The 21,784-nt window shown below is 61.0% G+C and carries 14 protein-coding genes and 1 pseudogene; 7 read left to right on the top strand and 8 right to left on the bottom strand.

Annotated features, from left to right (window positions below; all coding sequences use genetic code 11):
- Window positions 1-141: 141 nt before the first annotated feature.
- Window positions 142-309 (bottom strand): hypothetical protein, encoded by a 168-nt coding sequence (locus OKW41_RS14220; RefSeq protein WP_429572913.1) that lies wholly within the window; start codon window positions 307-309, stop codon window positions 142-144.
- The gene (locus OKW41_RS14215) at window positions 306-608 is read right to left on the bottom strand and encodes a hypothetical protein (RefSeq protein WP_429572912.1); all 303 of its coding nucleotides are present in this window, start codon (window positions 606-608) and stop codon (window positions 306-308) included. The genes OKW41_RS14220 and OKW41_RS14215 overlap by 4 nt, the downstream gene beginning before the upstream one ends.
- Window positions 609-1,097: 489 nt before the next feature.
- Here OKW41_RS14215 and OKW41_RS14210 point away from each other — a divergent pair, with 489 nt between their 5' ends.
- Together OKW41_RS14210 and OKW41_RS14205 are read left to right on the top strand one after the other, a co-directional pair.
- Window positions 1,098-3,515 (top strand): filamentous hemagglutinin N-terminal domain-containing protein, encoded by a 2,418-nt coding sequence (locus OKW41_RS14210; RefSeq protein ID WP_429572911.1) that lies wholly within the window; start codon window positions 1,098-1,100, stop codon window positions 3,513-3,515.
- Window positions 3,516-4,546: 1,031 nt separating this feature from the next.
- Window positions 4,547-6,838, top strand: coding sequence for a filamentous hemagglutinin N-terminal domain-containing protein (locus OKW41_RS14205; protein WP_429572910.1), 2,292 nt, complete (start codon window positions 4,547-4,549; stop codon window positions 6,836-6,838).
- Window positions 6,839-7,255: 417 nt separating this feature from the next.
- Here OKW41_RS14205 and OKW41_RS14200 read toward each other — a convergent pair whose 3' ends face one another.
- From OKW41_RS14200 to OKW41_RS14190, 3 genes are all read right to left on the bottom strand, one after another.
- Complete coding sequence (locus OKW41_RS14200) at window positions 7,256-8,119, bottom strand: class I SAM-dependent methyltransferase (protein WP_026226061.1); 864 nt, start codon at window positions 8,117-8,119, stop codon at window positions 7,256-7,258.
- 95 nt (window positions 8,120-8,214) lie between these two features.
- The gene (locus tag OKW41_RS14195; protein WP_429572909.1) at window positions 8,215-9,108 is read right to left on the bottom strand and encodes an NAD(P)/FAD-dependent oxidoreductase; all 894 of its coding nucleotides are present in this window, start codon (window positions 9,106-9,108) and stop codon (window positions 8,215-8,217) included.
- Window positions 9,109-9,689: 581 nt separating this feature from the next.
- Window positions 9,690-10,841, bottom strand: coding sequence for an IS110 family transposase (locus tag OKW41_RS14190; RefSeq protein WP_429572786.1), 1,152 nt, complete (start codon window positions 10,839-10,841; stop codon window positions 9,690-9,692).
- A 238-nt stretch (window positions 10,842-11,079) separates the two neighbouring features.
- On the opposite strand from OKW41_RS14190, the gene OKW41_RS14185 reads away from it, so the two are divergent.
- Window positions 11,080-11,712 carry a TetR/AcrR family transcriptional regulator gene (locus OKW41_RS14185; RefSeq protein ID WP_018421953.1) on the top strand — a complete coding sequence of 211 codons (633 nt, stop codon included), beginning with the start codon at window positions 11,080-11,082 and terminating at the stop codon, window positions 11,710-11,712.
- Window positions 11,700-11,821: pseudogene (locus OKW41_RS14180) on the top strand (IS5/IS1182 family transposase); the annotation flags it as partial. The gene OKW41_RS14185 and the pseudogene OKW41_RS14180, both read left to right, overlap by 13 nt.
- A 599-nt stretch (window positions 11,822-12,420) precedes the next feature.
- On the opposite strand, the gene OKW41_RS14175 reads toward OKW41_RS14180, so the two are convergent.
- Window positions 12,421-13,203 (bottom strand): MOSC domain-containing protein, encoded by a 783-nt coding sequence (locus OKW41_RS14175; protein WP_429572908.1) that lies wholly within the window; start codon window positions 13,201-13,203, stop codon window positions 12,421-12,423.
- Window positions 13,204-13,812: 609 nt separating this feature from the next.
- Window positions 13,813-15,075, bottom strand: coding sequence for an IS110 family transposase (locus OKW41_RS14170; RefSeq protein WP_429443797.1), 1,263 nt, complete (start codon window positions 15,073-15,075; stop codon window positions 13,813-13,815).
- Between the two features lie 623 nt (window positions 15,076-15,698).
- On the opposite strand from OKW41_RS14170, the gene OKW41_RS14165 reads away from it, so the two are divergent.
- Window positions 15,699-16,187 (top strand): cache domain-containing protein, encoded by a 489-nt coding sequence (locus OKW41_RS14165; protein ID WP_429572907.1) that lies wholly within the window; start codon window positions 15,699-15,701, stop codon window positions 16,185-16,187.
- A 394-nt stretch (window positions 16,188-16,581) separates the two neighbouring features.
- Here the strand turns inward: OKW41_RS14165 and OKW41_RS14160 are convergent, their stop codons facing one another.
- Window positions 16,582-17,844, bottom strand: a complete 1,263-nt coding sequence (locus OKW41_RS14160) for an IS110 family transposase (protein WP_429443797.1) — start codon at window positions 17,842-17,844, stop codon at window positions 16,582-16,584.
- Window positions 17,845-18,540: 696 nt separating this feature from the next.
- Here OKW41_RS14160 and OKW41_RS14155 point away from each other — a divergent pair.
- The gene (locus tag OKW41_RS14155; protein WP_429572906.1) at window positions 18,541-19,839 is read left to right on the top strand and encodes a tyrosine-type recombinase/integrase; all 1,299 of its coding nucleotides are present in this window, start codon (window positions 18,541-18,543) and stop codon (window positions 19,837-19,839) included.
- 1,098 nt (window positions 19,840-20,937) lie between these two features.
- Window positions 20,938-21,771, top strand: a complete 834-nt coding sequence (locus OKW41_RS14150) for a phytanoyl-CoA dioxygenase family protein (RefSeq protein ID WP_429572905.1) — start codon at window positions 20,938-20,940, stop codon at window positions 21,769-21,771.
- Window positions 21,772-21,784: the final 13 nt, after the last annotated feature.

Genomic DNA, 21,784 nt, shown 5'->3' with positions numbered 1-21,784 from the left:
AACCTCGGTCACCGCCCTCGAATTCGCGCCCAAGCCGGTGAAGCCACACGCGGGGCATCGCTCGAAGAACTGGTCGGCAAGGCCCTCATAGCCAAAGCGGGGTTTCGGCCAACGGCACTTCGGGCACGATTTCATGGGCTTTTAGCTCCTTGCGCTGGTCTTTGTTTTTGCGTCGAGCGCTGCGAGCTGGCGTTGAAGTACCGCAATCAAATTTTTAAAGTTCTGAATGTTTTTCTCTGCCTCCGCGATCCTATCGACCAACAAGGTGCGGACAACATCGTCGGACGCAACGTCATGTTTATTGCTCATCGTTTTACCTCCGCGTTAGCTTCCTGCCGTGGCTTTTTGACCTTGGGGGTAATAAAGCCGTCGATTATGTACGTCGCCATTTTCGTCACGAGAAGAATGACAATTCCCATGAACAGCGGATCTACAGTGTCCAGCAATTTTGAGAATGAGTATCCGCCTGTCTCGCGGATGCAGCCTGCAACTGCAACGACACCGAAGACGATTGCTATTGCGCCATAGGCATACAGAAGAATGGCGATAGCCTTGTACAGGCCTCGGGTTATCCGTTTGATACGTGAAACTCCCTCGTCAACATTCATTCAATCCCCCGGTTCATAAGTAATAGTTATGTAAGGCGCGCGCATTATACGGACATTTCGGATTCGCTGTATGGCTGTTGCGGTGCGACTGGCCTAGTCTGACGTGCTTCGAGGGCTGGCCCGACGTCCAGTTGCGGTACGCCTCACTGGACGACAACACGGCTTATGAGGCAGCGACCGGCCATGAAGCGTCATTCACCTCCTCCGTCGGCGGACAGTCAGACGTCGCATCCGCATTGCAAACGGTCATCGACCTTCGCCGGGAACACATTGCCCGTCGAGCAGTTTCGAGCCGATTTCGCAAGCGCGTCAAAAGATCCCACACGATAGGCGGCCATAAACGGCGAGGCAAGTAGGCGCAAAAAGCAGAGGTCTCGGCATGCATTCGCGACTCCAGCGGCTATTCTTCAGACGCTGGGACTAACGCGTTTCAGGTCGGCTCGCGCGTCGTCGTCAGCCATTCCGCGCCCCACGCGGAAAGGGGGTTGTATGTCAAATCTAAAACTACCTCGGCCCGCGCTACGCGCACCGCGCCGTGGCCAGTCACACGGACGCCGGTGGCTCGTCATCGGCGGCGCGCTCACCGGACTGTCCTTTACCCAGGCGGCGCTCGCGGCGGGCACACTTCCACGAGGCGGCACTTATGTGGCGGGCACGGGCACGATAGCCAGCAACGGGAACGGTCTCGTCATCACGCAACCCGGTTCGACGCGCGGCGTGATCGACTGGAACAGTTTTTCGATCGGCAGGCACAACAGCGTGATGTTCGATAACGGCTCGGGCGCGACGCTGAACCGGGTAACGGGCGGCTCGCCGTCGGCCATTCTCGGCAGGCTCAGTGGAACGGGAAGCCTCTATGTGATCAATCCGCAGGGCATCGTTGTGGGCCCATCGGGCGTGATCAGCACGGGCGGCCGCTTCGTCGCGTCGACGCTCGATGTCTGCAACTGTGCATTCATGACCGGGAGCAGCCCGCTTACATTCTCGGGCGACTCCGCTGCAAGCGTAATCAACCTGGGCAAGGTCAGTTCGAGCGGCGGGGATGTGTTCCTGATCGCACGGCGTGCCGCCATCAACGCGGGCACTATCACCGCACCCAACGGTACGGCGGAACTGGCTGTCGGCGAGACGGTGCTGCTGCAGGACTCGGCCAGCAGCAGGCAGGTGTTCGTGCAGACGGGCAGTCAGGGCACCGTGGTCAACAGGGGGCCCATCAACGCCGCGCAGGTCAGCCTGCAGGCCGCCGATGGCAACGTGTATGCGCTTGCAGGCGGCGGCACGCGCATCCGCGCGACGGGCACGGCAAGCCGCGACGGCCATGTATGGCTGGTCGCCGACAGCGGCCGCGTCGAGCAGCTCGGCAAGATCGCCGCAAGCAACGCGGACGGCAGCGGCGGAACGGTCGATACACAAGCGGCACAACTGACGTTCGGCAAGCACGCGGTGGTCGATGCAGGCCAATGGAATCTCTCGACGCCCGCTTTCACCATCGATGATGTCGCAGCGCATGCGTTGCAGCGCAGTCTGAACGCGGGCACTTCGGTCGACGTGACCACGACGGGCGCGAACGGTGCAACGGGCGACCTCGGCGTCGCGTCGAGCCTGCGCTGGTCCGGTCCGGCTTCGCTCACGCTTGCCGCGTACCGCGATGTCTCAGTCGCGAGCGGCACAACGATCGCGAACAACGGCGCGGGCAATCTGACCTTGCGCGCCGACGCCTCCGGCATCGACAACGGCGGCAGCGTGATCAACGGCGGCACTATCGACTGGTCGAAAAGTACCGGCATCATCAGCGCGCTCTACGACATGAACGGCAGCTACACTCCCGGCATGATCGTGGCGAATAGCGCGTGGACAGCAGCTCCGTATAGCGGTCTCATCACCCAGGTGACCGGCTACAAGCTGGTCAATTCGGTCGGCGATTTACAGAACATCGCGCGCGATCTCGGCGGCGCGTATGCGCTCGGCAAAGACCTCGACGCCAGTTCGACCGATACGTCTTTCGCTTTCTCTTCGCTCGGCAATGCGACCACGCCATTTTCCGGTCAGTTCGACGGGATGGGCCACGTGATCGACAGGTTCACCCAGTTCGATCAGAGCTCGACCGAGCAGCCGGCGACGGGACTGTTCGGCACGATCGGGCCGACCGGTGTCGTGCGGAATGTCGGGATGACCAACGCCCGGGTCGTGACCCATATCTATTTCCCGGGCGGGATCCCGCTTGGCATTCTGGCCGGCGAGAACCAGGGCTTGATTACCTACGCCTATACTACCGGCGACCGCGGCTCTGGCGCGTTCGAAGGTGCGGTGCTCGGCGGCCTGGTGGGACGCAACGTCGGCCTGATCGAGCGCTCTTGGAGCAGCGCGTTCGTCGGGTCGGCCGGCCTGCTCGGCGGCCTCGTCGGTGGCAACGGCGGTACCATCGTGCAATCTTATGCGACAGGGACGGTGAGCGGCGGCAATCATGGCTCCGGTGGCGGTCTGGTCGGCGCTAACGACGGAACGATTTCGCAGTCGTATGCAACGGGGATAGTGTACGGCCCATTCAGCGCTGGGGGACTGGCTCTTTCGAATACCGGCCTCATCGAGCAGTCGTTTGCGTCGGGCGAAGTCAGAGGACCAACGTTCCAGGGCCCGGATTATGGCACTTATGGCGGCATCGTCGCCTTCCAGGGCTTACCGGCTGGAGTGCCGCTCGCGTCCAACGTCTACTGGGACAAGGAGACGACAACGCGAACGAAGAGCAGCGGGTACGGCGCGCAGCTATCGGCGTCCAACGGGCTCACGACCGCACAGATGAGCAATCCGGCCAGCTTTGACGCCTCGTGGGATTTCAGTGAGACCGGGACGTGGGTCATACCGGCGGGCGCGACCCACCCGATCCTGCGCTGGCAACTAGCGCCCTAGGCGCTGCAGCGAACTGGGGCGCGCACGCAGAACTGGCTCAGCCGCGTCGGCTGGTGGCATCGCAACGACAGATTGGGGGGAAGCCGGCCTCCGACTGCCTGCCTGAGCATGTCTACGAACGTCCGAAGATGGCCAACTGAGCCGGTGATCTGCAGCTTGTCTCCAATGCCTTTTTCGCTCGACGAAAGACTGACCGAGCGTGCGGTCATTCTGCAATAGCTCGCGCCGCTTCGGTAGTGGATTCGCATGCGCACTTATCCCTTGGCAGCAGGTCCGGCCAGGCAAGATTTCTCGCAGACCAAGGCGCGCCCAGTCCGCATGCAAACGTGCCTGATTGCGGCGATAGGATAGCTACATTCGGACTCGTTATTCGCGCTACCATGCCCGATCGCCGCCGTGATATCGGCGTTCATCGCGACAGTCCCAGCCGCGCTTTTCGGTAAAGCCGGTAATGCGTCTGACAGTGAAGCCATTAGCAACGCACAGGCTTCCGTCGGGCGCGAAGCCGAGACCGATTGGTCCCGCGAACATTGCCTGGTTGGCGAGCCCTCCTTCATCACCATAGACCCGTGTGCCGGTCCCGGTCGTGCTGACGACTCCCGACAAAGCACGGATGACCGATGTAGCTTGGAAGCAGTCGTTGATGTCGCGCTAGGTCGAACGGCAGAAGTGGGTCGAGTTCTGCCGAACGCGTACCGGCCAAGCAGGCCTGGCTCGCGCGAGGCCGACGTCGGACCGGGATCGGCCGTCGGGCGGACATTCAGACGTCGCATCGCATTGCAAACGGTCATCGACCTTCGCCGGGAACACACTGCCCTTCGAGCAGTTTCGAGCCGATTTCGCAAGCGCGTCAAACGGTGCCACACGAGAAGCGGCCACAAACGGCGAGTCAAGTAGGCGCAAAAAGCAGAGGTATCGGCATGCATCGGCGACTCCAGCGGCTATTCTTGATACGCTGCGACGATTGCGTTCCCGGTCGGCTGTGCGTGGTGGTCGGCAGCATTCCGCGCTTCTCGCGGAAAGGGGGTTGTATGTCACGTCCAGACCGATCCCGGCGCGCGCGACGCGCACTCCATCGCGGGCAAGCAGACGGACATCTGTGGTTCGCCATCGGTATTTCGCTCACGGGGCTATCCTTTTCGCAAGCGATGCTCGCGGCGGGCACCCTTCCGCAAGGCGGCACATACGTGGCTGGCGCGGGCGCGATAGCAGGGCACGGAAACGGCCTTGTCATCACGCAACCGGGTTCGACACGCGGCGTGATCGACTGGAACAGCTTTTCGATCAGTAAAACCAACAGCGTGACGTTCGACAACGGTTCGGGCGCGACCCTGAACCGGGTGACGGGCGGCTCGCCGTCCGCTATCTTCGGCCGGCTCAGTGCAACGGGCAGCCTGTATGTGATCAATCCGCAGGGCATCGTCGTCGGCTCATCGGGCGTGATCAGCACAGGTGGCCGCTTCGTCGCGTCCACCCTGGATATCTGCGACGACGCCTTCATGAAAGGCAGCGGCCCGCTTACGCTTTCAGGCAACTCGGATGCAAGCGTCATCAACCTCGGCAGGATCAGTTCCAGCGGCGGCGATGTGTTCCTGATTGCCCGGGACGCAGTCATCAACGACGGCACCGTGGCAGCGCCCACCGGCACGGCGGAGCTGGCCGCAGGCGGGCAGGTGCTCCTGCAGGATTCGGGCAGCAGCAGGCAGGTGTTCGTGCAGACGGGCAGTCAGGGCACGGCCATCAACAAGGGGCGGATAACGGCCGCTCAGATCAGCTTGCAGGCCGCCGACGGCAACGTGTATGCGCTCGCAGGCGGCGGCATGCGCATCCGCGCGACGGGCACGGCCAGCCGCGACGGCCATGTGTGGCTAGTCGCCGACAGCGGTCGTGTCGGGCAGCTCGGCAAGATCGCCGCAAGCAACGCGGACGGCAGCGGCGGAACGGTCGACACGCAAGCGGCGCAACTCGCATTCGGCAGACATGCAGCGGTTCATGCGGGCCAATGGAATCTGACGACGCCCGGCTTAACGATCGACGACTCCGCCGCCCATGCGTTGCAGCGCAGCCTGAACGCGGGCACCTCGGTCGCGGTTACGACAACGGGCGCCAATGGCGTAACGGGCGATCTGAGCGTTGCGTCGAGCCTCATCTGGCAGGGTGCCGCTTCGCTGACGCTTGCCGCGTATCACAACGTCTCAGTGACGACGGGCACGACGATCGCGAACCACGGGGCGGGCAATCTGGCCGTGCGCGCTGATGCAACGGGCAGCGACAACGGCGGCAGCATCGCGAATAACGGCATCATCGACTGGTCGGCAAGCACCGGCATCGTCAGCGCGCTCTACGACATGAACGGTACCTACAGCCCCGGCACCTTAGTCGGCAATGCATCGTGGTCCGCTCCGGCTTACAGCGGGCTGGTTACGCAGATCACCGGCTATCGACTCGTCAATTCGGTAGCGGACTTTCAGGCGGTCGGCAACGACATGACCGGCAACTACGCACTCGGAAAAGATATCGAAGCGAACAACGCCGCGTTCACCACGCTGGGCACTACCCCGTACACAATTAGCACGTTGTTCACCGGTCAATTCGACGGCATGTGGCATATCGTTTCGAATCTTTCGCCGAGCCTCGACGCCATCTTCGGCGATATCGGGCAACACGGCGTCGTGCGCGATTTGAAAGTCGACGCCCACCCGCTCGCCAACGACACTGGGTTTTACTATGGAATTGGCCTCCTGGCTATTAACAATCACGGCACTGTAGTCAATACGTTCACCTCTGGCGCGAACAGCTGCGATTGCTTCTATGCACCACTGTCAGGGCTCGTTGGGACGAACTTCGGGCTGATCGAGCGCTCGGGAAGCAGCGCTACGGTTCGGACCGGTGGCGTAGCGGCCGGACTGGTTAGCACCAACTATGGAAGCATCGACGAGTCGTATGCGACCGGCTCCGTCACAGGCTTTTTGACGCACGGCGGTGGTGGCGGACTGATGGCGAACAACTACAACTACGCCACCTCCAGCTACGGCGTCATAACGCAATCTTTCGCGACAGGTCGCGTTATCAGCGGCAACGGATTGGGGATGGGCGGCATCTGCGCAGGCTGCTCGGGTGGCCTTGGCGCCGACGTTTACTGGGACGTTCAGACCACCGGGCAACCGTCGGGCGGCGGCAATCTACCTGCATCCAACGGGCTCACCACAGCCCAGATGAGCAACCCCGCCAGCTTCGTCGGCTGGGACTTCGGGCCGAACGGCGCGTGGGTCATGCCGACCGGCGCCACGCATCCAGTGCTGCGGTGGCAAGTGGAACATTAGCCTGGCGCGATGTTGGTGGAACTGCCCGTCACGCAGACGATCGGAGACCGAAGCGAGTCGATCTGGGCTATCGACGCCTTGATGCCCGCGTGCTGGGGAGCGCATCGCTATGTCTGTGCTGGAGTTCAGACAATGACGTTGAACGTCTGAGAATGGTCTGGTGTGAGACGTATGCAGAATCCCGCCCCCGATGTCTCTGATGGGTCGGGTTCGGCCGACCGCGTCGGGCGGCAGTCGGCCACAAACTGCCGGTCACATGCGCCGCCGGAAGGCCGCTCAGGCGTCGGCTCTGCTTCGCAACCGGCCATCTGATTGTCGCAAGGCGAGCGCTCGTTCAGCGGCCAGAAGGGACATCAATCTGGCCGGCCAAAGACGCCCTGTTCCACCGAGCGGAGGCATCTCCCCTGTTAATCCCTGTCAGCTTGCCGGATTTCGTGCCATGACGACCCATGCCGCGCCGTTGATCATCACCGACCCCTCGCCGGGGAGGCTCGCGAAGGCGGCACGAACTGCGGCGGAGGCACGGGCGCGGATGTCGTCGGGCTGACCAGCGAGCGCACGCGACAGCGGGCCGACCTCAAGCGTCATCCTCACTGCGTCGTCGATCGCCGCGTCCCGCGTTTCGCCCTCGCCGAATGGGACGGCCGCGTCGAAGGGCGAGATAACGATTTCGGTGAAACCGGCCGCCGTCAGGATGCGCGCCACGTGCTCCCGGTCGCCGAACGAAAACGGGCCGGGCGCTTCGGGATCGGGGAGCGCGCTCGGCGGGACGATGTCCTTGAGCGCGCCCACCGGCAGTCGCATCCAATCGTTCTCGGCCGCACCGCGCCAGCAGACGAAAGCGACCCGGCCGCCCGGCCGGAGCGCGCGTCGCATATGGGCGAACGCCGCTGTCGGATCGGGGAAAAACATCACGCCGAAACGCGAGAACAGAATGTCGAACGCGCCTTCGGGCAGCTCTGCGCTGCTGGCGTCGGCCACCTGAAACAGGGCCGGCGTATCGTGGCGCGCAAGCGCGCGCGCTCGATCGATCAGCGGTTCGGATATGTCCACGCCCAGCACTTGGCCCCCCGCGCCGACGCGAGCGGCCAGAGCCAGACTTGACGCACCCGCGCCGCAGCCGATGTCCAGCACGCGCTCACCCGTCGCGGGCGCGGCGGCTTCGATCGCGGCCTGGCCGAACACCGCCACCAGAGCGTCGAGCCGGGCCTGGTTGGCGACCCAGCGCTCCCCGCTTTGACCATTCCAGTCACCCACCTGATCAGCACTTTGCTTTGCCATGTCATCTCCTTGACTCGACGATCCGCCTTTCGCCGCGTCGATTTACGCCAACCTTTTCGAAGGCGACGACGCAACAAGAGCAGGGATCTGTGCTCTCAAACCACCATCGACTGCTGGGCGAAGATACCCGCCATCGCGCCCTGCGATGAAGCCTGGGTGACCGAGGGCAAGAAGGGCGTGGCGAGGTCGCCAGCGGCGTAGATGCCGGGCATGCTGGTTTGGCGGCGCTCGTCGACTTTGAGGACGATGCCGGTGGGCGTATCGACCGTGGCGAGGCCCAGTGATTCATGCAGGCGTGCGGACGGCTTGTTGCGCGGATGGGCGAACAGGACGTCGACCGCGACATTGCGGCGGGTATCGAGATTGACGGTGTTGATATGGCCCTTGTGATGGGCGATCTCGACGATCCGGCCATCGACGACAGGTATGTTGCGACGCGCCAGATCGACTTGGATATCGGGCGCAATGTCATGACCATCGGCGAAGACAGTCAGCTTGTCCGTCCAATCGCGGAACAGCCTGGCAGACTGGTGCGACTGCGGGCTGGACCAGACGAGGCCCCAATGCTGGCCGGCGACTTCAAAGCCGTCGCAATAGGGGCAGGGCACGATGGACGTGCCCCAGCTTTCGGCAAAGCCCGGAACATCAGGCATCTGGTCGGCGACGCCATAGCTCAGGATCAGGCGGTGCGCCCTCAGGCTTTCGTTATCGTCAGTGACGACGCAGAAATCGTCGATGGCGCCAAACACGCTCTCGGCCCGGGCATTGACCAGCCTGATCGTTGGATAGCGCGACAACTGCTGCCGCGCCTCGACCAGGATGTCCAGCGGTGGCTTGTGATCGTGGCCGAGCAAGCCATGCGAGTGGCCTGCAAAGCGGTTGCGCGGCCGGCCGGTATCGAGAACCGTGACCTTGCGGCGGGCACGGCCGAGCTGCAGGGCGGCGGCGAGGCCGGCAAAGCTGCCGCCGATGATGATGACGTCATCCATGGTGATGGGCTCCGTGTTGTGATTGGAGGGGTGGGCTGGGCGTGGTGTGCAATATCGTCCAGCGATACGCGCTTGAGACGGTCAGCGAGTAGGGCTTCGGCATTGGCGAGAAAGTTGCTGATGGCTTCTATGAGCAGAAAGTTGTCAAGGCCATTCGCGAACTGGCTTACAAAGGATGGGTCAAGTCTCTTTCTCCTCGCTGCAAAGTGGTGACATGCTGGCGTATGGCGGCAAGCGCGAGTGATGGCGCTCGCCGCCATACAAGCCGCATTTTCGCGGCATAGTCCGGCGGATTCCCACCGCCCTCAACTTCAACCATGGCTACAGTCCGGTCAACGTCGTTAGCCTGAAGCCGCTTATCGCGCGCGTAAGACAGCAACGTCTCACCAACTTCTATCCGCTGGCGTATGGCCAGCCTCATCCTTTATGCGCGTTACGCCGGAACCTGTTCCGGGAGCATGCCCCATCTGTTTAATCGGTCGCGTTAGCAACCCGCCATCAACACGGGCATGTTCACTTCAAACTCTCTATCGACAGGTATCGTTCCACCCTTGATTGCGTTGTCGCGATACCTTTCGGGCTCAGACTGACTTCAGTTGTGCGCCTTCGGGTATCACGCCGTCCTGCAAGTAACGCCACAGCGCGATCGCGAGGCGTCGTGCTAGTGCGACGATCGCAATGCGCCGCACGCGGCGATTCGGTCCCGTGCCTTGCGTGCGCTGGTTGAACCACTGCGTCAGTGCACTGCCAGGCTGGTAACGGATCCAGCACCACGCCATCTCAATCAGCAGTGCGCGCACGCGACGGTTGCCCTGCCTGCTGATCCCCTGGTCCACCTGGCTCTCGCCACTGTCGTAGGGTTGTGGAACCAGCCCTACGCAGGCCCCAACTTCGCGCCGGTTATGGAAGTCCCGCCAGAACAGCTCGAGCGCCAGACGCGAGCCACCCACCGGGCCAATGCCATTTAGCTGCGTCAGAAGATCGATCCTTTCGCGTGCGGGTGCGGGCAGGCCAGCGTGTTGCGTTTTCTCGAGTGCCGCGAGTTGCTGCACGGCCAGCGCCAGCCGTTCGCACTCGCGCAGCAGCCGCTCCCGCAGCTCGCGCGGCAGTGGCGCACCGTCGTGACACCGCACCTGGTCACGGGCGAGGCGGGCGGCGAAGGCCTTGTGGTCAACCTCATCCCAGCAGCCTAGCGTGACAAGCAGTTTGCGCATCCGGTCACGATGCTGTAGCACCTCTTTCTGCAGTTCCCCTCGGTCGCGCATCAGATGGCGGGACGCTTCGTCCTGCGGTGATGGCACGTGCACCACGTGCATGCGGTCGCGCTCGCCGCGCAGCCACGCGCGCAGGCTGATCACCAGCCTGATTGCATCAAGCCGGTCAGTCTTGGCACGCCGCTTGTGGCGCTCGACCGGAATGCTCGCTGGATCGACCACATGACACTCGATACCGCGTGCCCGTAGCGCCCGATAGATCCAGAACGCGTCCTGGCCGGCTTCATAACTCACGACAAGGTGCACGCCCGCGGGCAGCGACCACTTCAGCTTCTGTTGTTCGATCACTTCCAGCACGGCCTGTAGGCGCGCGGGGGCTTGCGGTTGCGCTACGGTGTACACCGCCGGCTGCTCCCGCTGCCCGTCGTGCAACGCTACCTTCCACTTCGCCGCAGCGAGTTCGAGTGACACCGCCAGCGCCGGTTCCGCAGTACGCGTGTATCCCTGATCTGTACGCATGATGCTCTCCCGTGAGCAAACCTCGGTACGCCGATTTTAGGCGTTAGCCAGTCGACGACCTGGATGCTTCATAGGATCTGTATTGATCGGCCCCACAATCCCGCATTCGATATCGCCAGGCGCCCCGGGGAAACCTGATTTGGGCAACTGGTTGAAACCTATCCTTGGCTTGCACATTTAAGATACTGCGTGGTATCGTAGTGCAAGAATTTGAATACTGTCAAGTACTGGAATTGTTGTGACCGAAAACAGCCAGAGCCGGCGCGGCCGGCCCGCCAACGAGGCGCTTCGCCAAACGATCGTCGACGCCGCCTGCGAACTCTTTGTGGAATTGGGTTTTCAAGCGACGACCATGGACAAGGTCGCGCAGCGGGCGAAGATATCCAAGCTCAGCATCTATCGGCACTTCGAGAACAAGGAGGCGCTGTTCAGCGCGGCCATGGTGGCCCACTGCCATCAATTTGCACCCCAGGCCCTTTCTGAAAGCGTCGACGGTTCAGCCGAAGATCAGCTCATGGCGGTGGGATCATCCCTGCTTCGCACGCTGTTGAGCCCGGACGTCCGCAGTGTCGAAGCCATGGTTTTGGCCGACAAGACGAATCAAAAGTCGTTAAGCAAGCTCCATTACGAAGCCGGGCCCGCCCATGTCATCGCCCAAATCGAGGCCGTGTTGCGTCAGTTGCACGCGAAAGCGATTCTGAACGTACCCGATGCTCTCCGATCCGCCCGCTTGTTTGCCGCGCTTTTCAAAGGATCCGATCTTCTGCTTGTCGCACGCTTCGATGAGGCGAGAGCAGAGGATGACAACGAAATCGAATCCTATTGCCGGTCGGCCGTCGCCATGTTCATCGCCGCGCACGGTGGCATCTAAAGGTGCGCTATCGCGGCTTGATGAAGAACCCGCAGAGTTGCACACGCTGTTCGCTCTAAGCAATCTGTGGATGACGCGCGAACGACTGATGCGCGAGGCCGCTGCATGAGCGCAAAAGCCGCCCGCGCGGGCAGGCAATCGGCGCCTTCCTTATGCCGAACGTAGCGCTGCATTCGAGCCAGGTGCCGCACCGCTTCCACCGCATCGGCCCTATGTGGATGGCTCAGTGCGGCAAAACGAGTTCTGAACACCATCCCTAACCTTGCGGGCGCTTCCTTTCGATCTGGTGAACGACAAGCTGATTGCTTATAGAGAAATCAAACTTAAGTTCGAGAGCAATTCGAGGGTCGAGCAGGACGTCATCCTTGCACGGCGTAAGCCGCCTCACCAACTCACGGGTCTAAGCGTCCGCAGAGGCCGATGACTTGCCCGCCAGGCGACGGCACGGAATGACCGTTCCACTCCGATACCTACCCTTAGAACAGAGACTGCTCGACCGGCTGCAACGGGTCGACAGCCGAAGTTCGCCGCCGTTGGCGGTGCGGCTTGCGACGAACTTCCGGGTTCGGCCAAACCGCGTCGGGCCCGACAAGGGGAAGTTAGCGAAAGGCAACGGTGCTGCGGGCAACCTGGGATCCGAAGGAAGCCGGAAGTAAAGCGCTGGTCCGACGAACAGAATCTCGAAACCCTGATTACCCTCCGGCGTCGTCAGGCGGCGGCCGCGACCGTCACCGCATCGCCGACCGAACAGACGCCGTCGCTCAGCACCTCAAGATAAATGCCGAGATCGGCATGGCCGAAATGCTGCATGATCGCTTTCGGCAGATTGGCATCGCGTGTGGCGCTCTCGGGGTTGACGTTGATGGCGGCACAGCGCCGCGTCGGTAGGGCCCCGCGAAAGCGTATCCCGCCAATCTCGACTTCCCGACCGAGCCAGTTGAGCTCCGCCCAGGCAGGCACGCCGTCGAGATAGATGTTGGCGCGGAAGCGCAGGGGGTGCACGGAAGTCCCGGTCGCCTCCTCAAGCGCCCGCACGGAGGCCAGGTTGATCACCGAGATCGCTTTCATCATGACCGGCGAGACCACGCTGACATCCGTGAATTTGTGGCCTGCGGCCGAGACTAGGCGGGGGCGGCCTTCAGTCGCTTCGCCCAGATAAGCCGCCATGAAATCCTCTATCGCCTCGCGGCCCGCAGCACTCGTCGTCGCCGCCTCAAGCACAAGCTCACCGCGATAGCGAATGGTTAGCGTGCCGGTCTCTGGATCCAGCCGCGTCGCCAGCGCGGCAAGCTTTTCATTCTTGCGCAGCATCAGGAAATAGCCCTTGTCGAGGGGCTCGGGGGCTTCCGGATCGAAACGCGTCGTGCCGAGCGCCAGCGCGAATGCGCGGTCGAAGGACAGTCCTTGCCCGTGGCTGACGGCCATTTCCGTCAAGGGCTCGGGAGAGAGACCCTTGATTGGATAGCGGTAGAGATTGATAATTTTCGCCATTATTCCTGTTCCTTCACTGATTGTCGCCATTATTCCCGCAGTGCTTAACATAGCACCTGGTGAGGGTGACAAGCCACCAGGAACCGGGGATGGATCGACAAGCGGCTCGCTCAATATGCGCAGAACAGTCCTTTGTGAGCATGGACAGGCGGGGACACAAATCGGTGACGTCGAGTTGCGTTCGAGCGGCGGCGGGGCAGAGCGGTCGCTCTGGAGGGCAGTGGCGGCATTCGCAGAAACTAACTGGGGACGGGAAGGGGCCGACTCCCGCCGAGCGTCGTCGGACAGAATCCGGCCATTTTCCGCCAGTCGCGACCGGCCGCTCCAGTCGCGACCGGCCGCTTCACGCCCTGAGGCAGTCCGTCAAGGTTTTTCCGAGGGCATGTGCAGCCCACATCCTTGACCCTGTAGTCTCGGGCGTCGCTCATTCATGAAACGGCGTATGTCGAAGAAACGTCGCGCGCCCACCTGGCGAGTTGCCCACCGCCGGCCAGCGTCATGGTCATAACAGGCGACCCGCCGGCCGGCCGTGGACAACTCGCGACATCACGTCAAATGGAGGCAACCCACGGCCCCGGAACCAGCTGCGTCATCGTCGACCGGAACGGGTTACCCCGGAAGTTCGAGGTTCCTGAGGAGTGACGAACCACGCTTCCTGAGGGCGTTGAGGTAGACGCTCTCGTCGTATCGTGTGCCGGTCTGCCAGCAGCGGTAGAGGATCCGTATCCACTTGAACGCCAACGCCCTCACGGCGGCCTGATACGAGCTGCCCTTCGCCCGCTGTTGCCGGTAATAGGCGCCGGCCCAGAACGATTTGTTGATGGTCTGGCCGGCCCATTCGACGAAGGTCTGGCGCAGGAAGGTCGGGCATTGCCAGCGCCAGTGCACCCAGCACTTCTTGCCGCTGCGCTCGGTGACCGGCGCGATGCCGGAGTACTTCTGCAGTTCATCAGCGCCGCTGAAGCGGTCACGTTGCTCACCGAATGCAGCCAGCAGGCGCGGTGTCAGATGCGGACCTGCGCCGGGCAAGCTGTCAAACAGGTCGAAGTCGGGCAGTGTGCGTGCGACTGCCGCGATCTCCTTGTCGAACACGTCGATCGCGGCGAGCGCTGTGCGCAGTTGCGAAACCAACATCAATGCGAGCAAGCGGTGAGGCGCAACGATCCCGGGATCATCAGTGAGCGATGCAGCACAACGGATCGACTCCAGACGTCCCTCAATCAGTTTGGCCCGCCGACAGTTGTGCGCATGGAAGAACGTTTCAAGGGTCTTTCTGCTCGCGCGCCTGACTGCTGGCAGAGTTGGCCAGCGGGTCAGGAAATCACAGAACAGTACCGTGTCGATATCGTCGAACCATTCCAGGGGTTGAGGGTAATACTGCTTGAGTGCGTTGGTTAGCCGGTTGGTGAACCGGGTCTTGTCGCCGACCAGTTCACGACGCTGTTCGATCAGGCTCAGCAAGGAACGCATGCCGGCGCTCTGCGGCCTGAGCGGGCTGAACCGCTCAGGATGGCGCAGCAGCAGGTCGAGTGCCAGCTCGGCATCGGTGGGATCGTCCTTGGCCCGGCTCGGTTTGAACGCCTCACGGTACTTCGCAAGCATTGCGGGATTGACCGGGAACAGTGTGAAGAACGCATGTTTCTGCAACACAGAGACGATCGGCCCTCTGGCCAGCTCAAGCGCGATCGCGATGGGGCCACCAAAGCGCCGATGTAATACCTTTGCCCATTCATCGATGCGTGTAACCTGGTGAGGAATGCAGTCGAACTCGCGCCTGTCGTCGCCAGCCTGCTGCAGGCAGATGTCATGTTTGGTATCGGCCCAGTCGATGCCGACAAAAGCCTTGAAATGCTGATTCGATAGCGGCGCCATGCGAACCTCCGCAAGTGATAGATTACCCGGTAGGGACATGCATGCTTGCGTTCAGCGAAGGCAATATAGTGAGCCGGTGTGACGGCGAACCCTGAGTATTCGTTATCGGACGCAAGCGCACCCGTGGACTCGAAGCTAAAGCGGCAATCGTCCAGGCGTTTGGGTCGACTTATTCGTAGTCCACGGGTGCATGTTCCGCATTGACTGGCAGCGAGCTGCCAGTCCCACCAGTATCGATGAAAGCGGAACGGACTATCTATATCGGTTGACTACTGTTAGCTGCGGTCGCTAGCGCCACGTCAAGTCGCCGATGCGATGCGGGAAAACGAGCATGACGGGGCTGGGCTTCGCCTACTAGTGTCTTTAGATGCGGAGTGGGTGCTTCACTTCTGCAGGTGGCGCTTGTGGGGCCTTCGCCGAGCCTATCGCGAAACGCCACGAGGTCGCGGAAAGGTCGTCATTCGATTGGCTGGACTAGTCGCTGAAAGCGGCATGCGTCCTGAAATTCGCGATATACGCGCGATTTCGCGCAGAGGCTGGCCAAATCCATCGCCACCATCCCAGGCCAGGAAGAGCAACCGACGCACGAAACAACGCGCGTTGTAGAAGTCGGAGGTAGCGCTATGAACGGGAAAGCTCTCCTTACGAGCATCTTGCTGCTGGCTGGATTGTTCTGCTCGGTCTCGCCTGCATTTTCTCAGTCATCGCCCCCGGCGTCGGAGAAAACGAAACAAACCGAAGCGTTGGTCGACAAAGCCGCGGCACTGATTGACGCCAAAGGTAAGGCCGCGTTTACCGAGTTCAGAGTGAAAGGCAGCGAGTGGTTCCAAGGGGACACCTATCTGTTCGTCTACGATCTGAAAGCAAATGTCTTGTTGAATCCGGCCTTCCCAGCCCGTGAGGGCACCAACGTTAGCGGTCAGAAAGACACCAACGGCAAACTGTTTCACGACGCGATGATTCAGACGGCGGAAACGAAGGGATCGGGCTGGGTCGATTACATGTTCCTGAGGCCCGGGCAGACTCAGCCTTCACATAAATGGACCTATGTGAAGGCAGTCAAGATCAATGGAGTTCCAGGCCTTGTAGCTTCGGGTTTCTATCTGGACTAGATTCTGCCCGGTCTCGGTGGATGCGTGAGCATCTTCTCTCGTGCTTCGCTTCCCTTTGCCGATGCCGGTCATTTCGAAAATTGAACGACCGCTTTCGGCCGTCGAATTCGATGCCTTGTATTTCCGCTTCACGCCCTGAGGCAGTCCGTCAAGGTTTTTCCGAGGGCATGTGCAGCCCACATCCTTGACCCTGTAGTCTCGGGCGTCGCTCATTCATGAAACGGCGTATGTCGAAGAAACGTCGCGCGCCCACCTGGCGAGTTGCCCACCGCCGGCCAGCGTCATGGTCATAACAGGCGACCCGCCGGCCGGCCGTGGACAACTCGCGACATCACGTCAAATGGAGGCAACCCACGGCCCCGGAACCAGCTGCGTCATCGTCGACCGGAACGGGTTACCCCGGAAGTTCGAGGTTCCTGAGGAGTGACGAACCACGCTTCCTGAGGGCGTTGAGGTAGACGCTCTCGTCGTATCGTGTGCCGGTCTGCCAGCAGCGGTAGAGGATCCGTATCCACTTGAACGCCAACGCCCTCACGGCGGCCTGATACGAGCTGCCCTTCGCCCGCTGTTGCCGGTAATAGGCGCCGGCCCAGAACGATTTGTTGATGGTCTGGCCGGCCCATTCGACGAAGGTCTGGCGCAGGAAGGTCGGGCATTGCCAGCGCCAGTGCACCCAGCACTTCTTGCCGCTGCGCTCGGTGACCGGCGCGATGCCGGAGTACTTCTGCAGTTCATCAGCGCCGCTGAAGCGGTCACGTTGCTCACCGAATGCAGCCAGCAGGCGCGGTGTCAGATGCGGACCTGCGCCGGGCAAGCTGTCAAACAGGTCGAAGTCGGGCAGTGTGCGTGCGACTGCCGCGATCTCCTTGTCGAACACGTCGATCGCGGCGAGCGCTGTGCGCAGTTGCGAAACCAACATCAATGCGAGCAAGCGGTGAGGCGCAACGATCCCGGGATCATCAGTGAGCGATGCAGCACAACGGATCGACTCCAGACGTCCCTCAATCAGTTTGGCCCGCCGACAGTTGTGCGCATGGAAGAACGTTTCAAGGGTCTTTCTGCTCGCGCGCCTGACTGCTGGCAGAGTTGGCCAGCGGGTCAGGAAATCACAGAACAGTACCGTGTCGATATCGTCGAACCATTCCAGGGGTTGAGGGTAATACTGCTTGAGTGCGTTGGTTAGCCGGTTGGTGAACCGGGTCTTGTCGCCGACCAGTTCACGACGCTGTTCGATCAGGCTCAGCAAGGAACGCATGCCGGCGCTCTGCGGCCTGAGCGGGCTGAACCGCTCAGGATGGCGCAGCAGCAGGTCGAGTGCCAGCTCGGCATCGGTGGGATCGTCCTTGGCCCGGCTCGGTTTGAACGCCTCACGGTACTTCGCAAGCATTGCGGGATTGACCGGGAACAGTGTGAAGAACGCATGTTTCTGCAACACAGAGACGATCGGCCCTCTGGCCAGCTCAAGCGCGATCGCGATGGGGCCACCAAAGCGCCGATGTAATACCTTTGCCCATTCATCGATGCGTGTAACCTGGTGAGGAATGCAGTCGAACTCGCGCCTGTCGTCGCCAGCCTGCTGCAGGCAGATGTCATGTTTGGTATCGGCCCAGTCGATGCCGACAAAAGCCTTGAAATGCTGATTCGATAGCGGCGCCATGCGAACCTCCGCAAGTGATAGATTACCCGGTAGGGACATGCATGCTTGCGTTCAGCGAAGGCAATATAGTGAGCCGGTGTGACGGCGAACCCTGAGTATTCGTTATCGGACGCAAGCGCACCCGTGGACTCGAAGCTAAAGCGGCAATCGTCCAGGCGTTTGGGTCGACTTATTCGTAGTCCACGGGTGCATGTTCCGCATTGACTGGCAGCGAGCTGCCAGTCCCACCAGTATCGATGAAAGCGGAACGGACTATCTATATCGGGTCGGCAAGCGCCTTTCCCTGGAAATCCTCGCGAGGACTCATTCGGCGTAGTGACTTCGGGCGGTGAATCGGTTCGAGATACCGACGACCACACCGCCGTCCTCGAAGTCCGACCTAGCTAGGGGCGGCCCTTCTCACGAGTAATCGGCGGCCATGACGTGCTGGACGTGGCGCGGCGCACAGTTCAGGCGGTCATTGAGCGGGAATGATTTAGACTGCTCCCAAGCCGTCCCGGGAGCGCCGGTTTTCCCTGTTTTTCCGTTAAAAAACATGGGGTTACTGTCCGATTCGATCCGTTGCAATCCGGACAGTGCCCGAAGGAAATGTCGGTATCGTTGACGGTATCGGCATTTCTCCCTCGGACGGCCTCGTCCGATACCGTCAAAGCGGTATGACGGTATCGGCTGACGGTATACGTTCGAGGAGTTCTTATGCTCACCGACATGCAGTTGCGAGCGCTGAAGCCTGCCGAAAGAATCTATAAGGTCACCGATCAACGGGGGCTCTATGCGGCGGTGACGCCGTCAGGCGCGGTGAGCTTCCGGTACGACTACCGGTTGAACGGTCGCCGGGAAACCCTGGTTATCGGTCGGTACGATCCATCACTTTCCGCACGGAAGCCACGCAAGCCAGACGAACTCGGATTCGGAATGGCTATCAGCCTCCCGGAAGCCCGGCTTCTACGCGATCAAGCCTACGGAGCAACCCAACGCGGAGAAAGTCCTTCACGTGCGAAAGTCGGGAAACGGGTCGAGGCGACCGAGGCACTGACGTTTGGTAAGTGGGCGGAGAAATACTTTGTGGAGACTGCCCTTGCCGACTCAACACGAGCGATGCGCAAATCGGTATACCAGCGGAATCTCGCGTCGGAATTTGGCCGGCTGAAGTTGGAAGAGATCACGCCCGCACGACTAATGGCGCGCTGCGAGAAGATCAAGGAGAGGGGCGCCGCGGCCCCTGCCGTGCAGGCGCGCGACATCGTTCTGCAGGTCTACCGTTTCGTGCAGGCGCGGGGACTAAAGGTGGACAATCCTGCGGAGGCCATCCGCCCGTCTGCCATCGCCAGCTTCAAGCCGCGTGATCGGGCACTGTCGCCTGCCGAAATCCACGTCTTTTTCAGTGCACTGGAACGGACGCCGACGATGCCTACGCTGCGTCTTGCTATCAGATTCATGCTGCTCACGCTGGTGCGCAAGTCCGAGTTCATTCTGGCGATGTGGGGTGAGATAGATTTCAACGCCGCAGTCTGGACAATTCCGAAGGAACGGATGAAGGCCGGTCGCCCCCACATTGTCTATCTGAGCCAACAGGCTTTGGACATTCTGGTTGCATTCAAGACGTGCTTCGGAGCGAGTTCGTACGTGCATCCCGGCCGCTATGAGACGGCTTCCCCAATAAGTGCGGCGACCCTGAACCGTGTTATCGACAGCACGGTCAAGCTGATGCGCGACGACGGGGCAGATTTTGATCCTTTCACGGTGCACGATCTGCGTCGGACAGCCAGCACGCTGTTGCACGAAGCAGGGTTCAACACCGACTGGATCGAGAAATGTCTCGCTCACGAACAGCGTGGCGTGCGCGCGGTCTATAACAAGGCGGAGTATGCAGAGCAGAGGAGGGCGATGCTCCAGGCGTGGGCAGATATGCTGGACGGCTGGATTGCTACGAATCCAGAGGCAAGCGTCCTAGCGTTGGCACAGCCTCCCAAGACTCGTGAGTACGTCTCTTGAGCTCGAACTTCTGTGTGCTCAAGAATGTACCCGTTTGCACTCGGATCGCCATGTTTGACGCTGGACCGCAAGAAACAGAATTTGGTAGTACGTCGAAAATGTTTTTTGATGAATCGGACTCCTATTTATCACGGAAAACCTTGTTTTGGTTCCGGGAGAGGACTCGAATTGAATGAGTAACCTTCTGAAAATCGCAAGAAAATTACTCTCTATCTCAGCGATATACGCACTTGTATGCGCAAAAGACCAAGATCTCAGCGGCGCATTATCGTTTCCGTGAAACGATTCCGATATTTCGCTTGGGACGAGGGCAGTAAATCGCACCCGCTATCCGGTCTTTTTGCCCAGGAAGTTACAGCATGCAGACTCGGCTAAAGTCTACAGTCCGACGGTAGACGTTCCGGTTCAGCCAGGGAACAAACGTGTATTCGTCGTATGCGTTGCTGCCCATATAAATCCAATTGCTGAGAATGTTGGACATTACCGTCTCCTACCCTTTCCGTTACTAGTTGGTCGCGCCTGGTTTGCGGCATACCCGCTCCAAGCCACGTTCTAGCGTCTTCTGATCCCATGGTGCCGGGCTGCTACCCGAGCGGCTGCAGCACGTCACCGCCATAGAGCAAGACCGCACGCCGCATCGACACCGCCATTTCGCCTAAAAAGTGATCCGAGAAGCCGGTCTTTACGCGTGGTATCCGGATCGTGGATGTTTGCAGAGGAACACGGCTGACGCGACACCATTCGTCTGCCGCGGCCAGCGCGACCGCAGATACCGGATATTTTCATCACGTAGTACACGATGACTAAGATAGGTCAAAGTACAAAATAAAGCAAGGAAACCTGGACAGCACGCCCATCGCCTCGTGTCAACCGAAGGCAGGGACTCGGTCGCCCACGCCGCCTGCCGGAGCGGAAAGCCCTATCCCGCGACTAACGGAGTGGCTGGCTGATCCGTACGCTCACAAAGGCAGGGAATTCCCTGTCTTTCTTCTTTTTTGGAGTTTTGTATTATGACCTAACTTTGGTGGTATTTTCTACTTATGGCGCCACGGGAAGCGTTTGCAACCTGGTCGCCGATTGACGGTTCAGGAGTCGATCATGGATGAAGTCGCGCACAAGGCGTTTGCGGAAGACGGCGCCGTTCTGGTCAAAGGTCTTCTCAGCGAGCAACAGTTGGCACGGTGCCGGCAGGTCTTCGACTGGGGCATTGAAAACCCAGGGCCCATGGCCTGCAGCCTGTTCGAAGGCACGGAGCACCAGACGCACAACGACAACGCCAATCCGTTTGCGAAAGAGCGTCTGGACGAGCTGGCTGGAGAATTGCCATTCGGCCGACTGCTCACGGATCTGTGGGGCTCGGATAGCGTCTGGTATTTCGCGGAGGAGCTGTTTCTCAAAAGCGGAGGCAAGAGTGGTCGCTCGCCGTGGCATCAGGACACGTCCTACCTGCCATGGGAGGGGTTGCACTTCGCCAATGCGTGGATCAGCTTCGAGGCCGTACCCAGACAAAATGCGCTCGAGATCGTGCGCGGCTCGCATCGAGGCCCGCGTCACGACGGCACGACCTTTCAAAATGCTGAAGATCCGACTGATCCTCTGCATGGCGGCGATGCGTGGCCGCGCCTACCGAATATCGAAGCTGAGCGCCGGGTCGACCCCGCTGCCTACGACATCATTTCGTGGGCGACGGAGCCGGGCGACGTCCTGCTGCTGCATCCCGGCGTGCTGCACGGCGGCGGCGCGGTGGACGCCGCATTTCCAGATCGCCACACGCTCGTGCTGCGCTTCTTCGGCGACGACGCGGTTTTCAGTCCACTTCCACAGCCGAGCGTCTCGGGCTTCACACCGGCGGGCGTCCTGTTCCTCGATGACCTTGCCGGGTTAAAAGAAGGTGATCCGTTTCGCGCGCCGTGTTTCCGTCAACTCGTGTGACCATAGGAACCCA

Origin of the sequence: Paraburkholderia sp. UCT70, assembly GCF_050434085.1 — a bacterium.
GTDB lineage: Bacteria > Pseudomonadota > Gammaproteobacteria > Burkholderiales > Burkholderiaceae > Paraburkholderia > Paraburkholderia tuberum.
The sequence above is the reverse complement of the archived record's forward strand: the minus strand, read 5'-3'. Positions and strand labels throughout refer to the sequence as shown.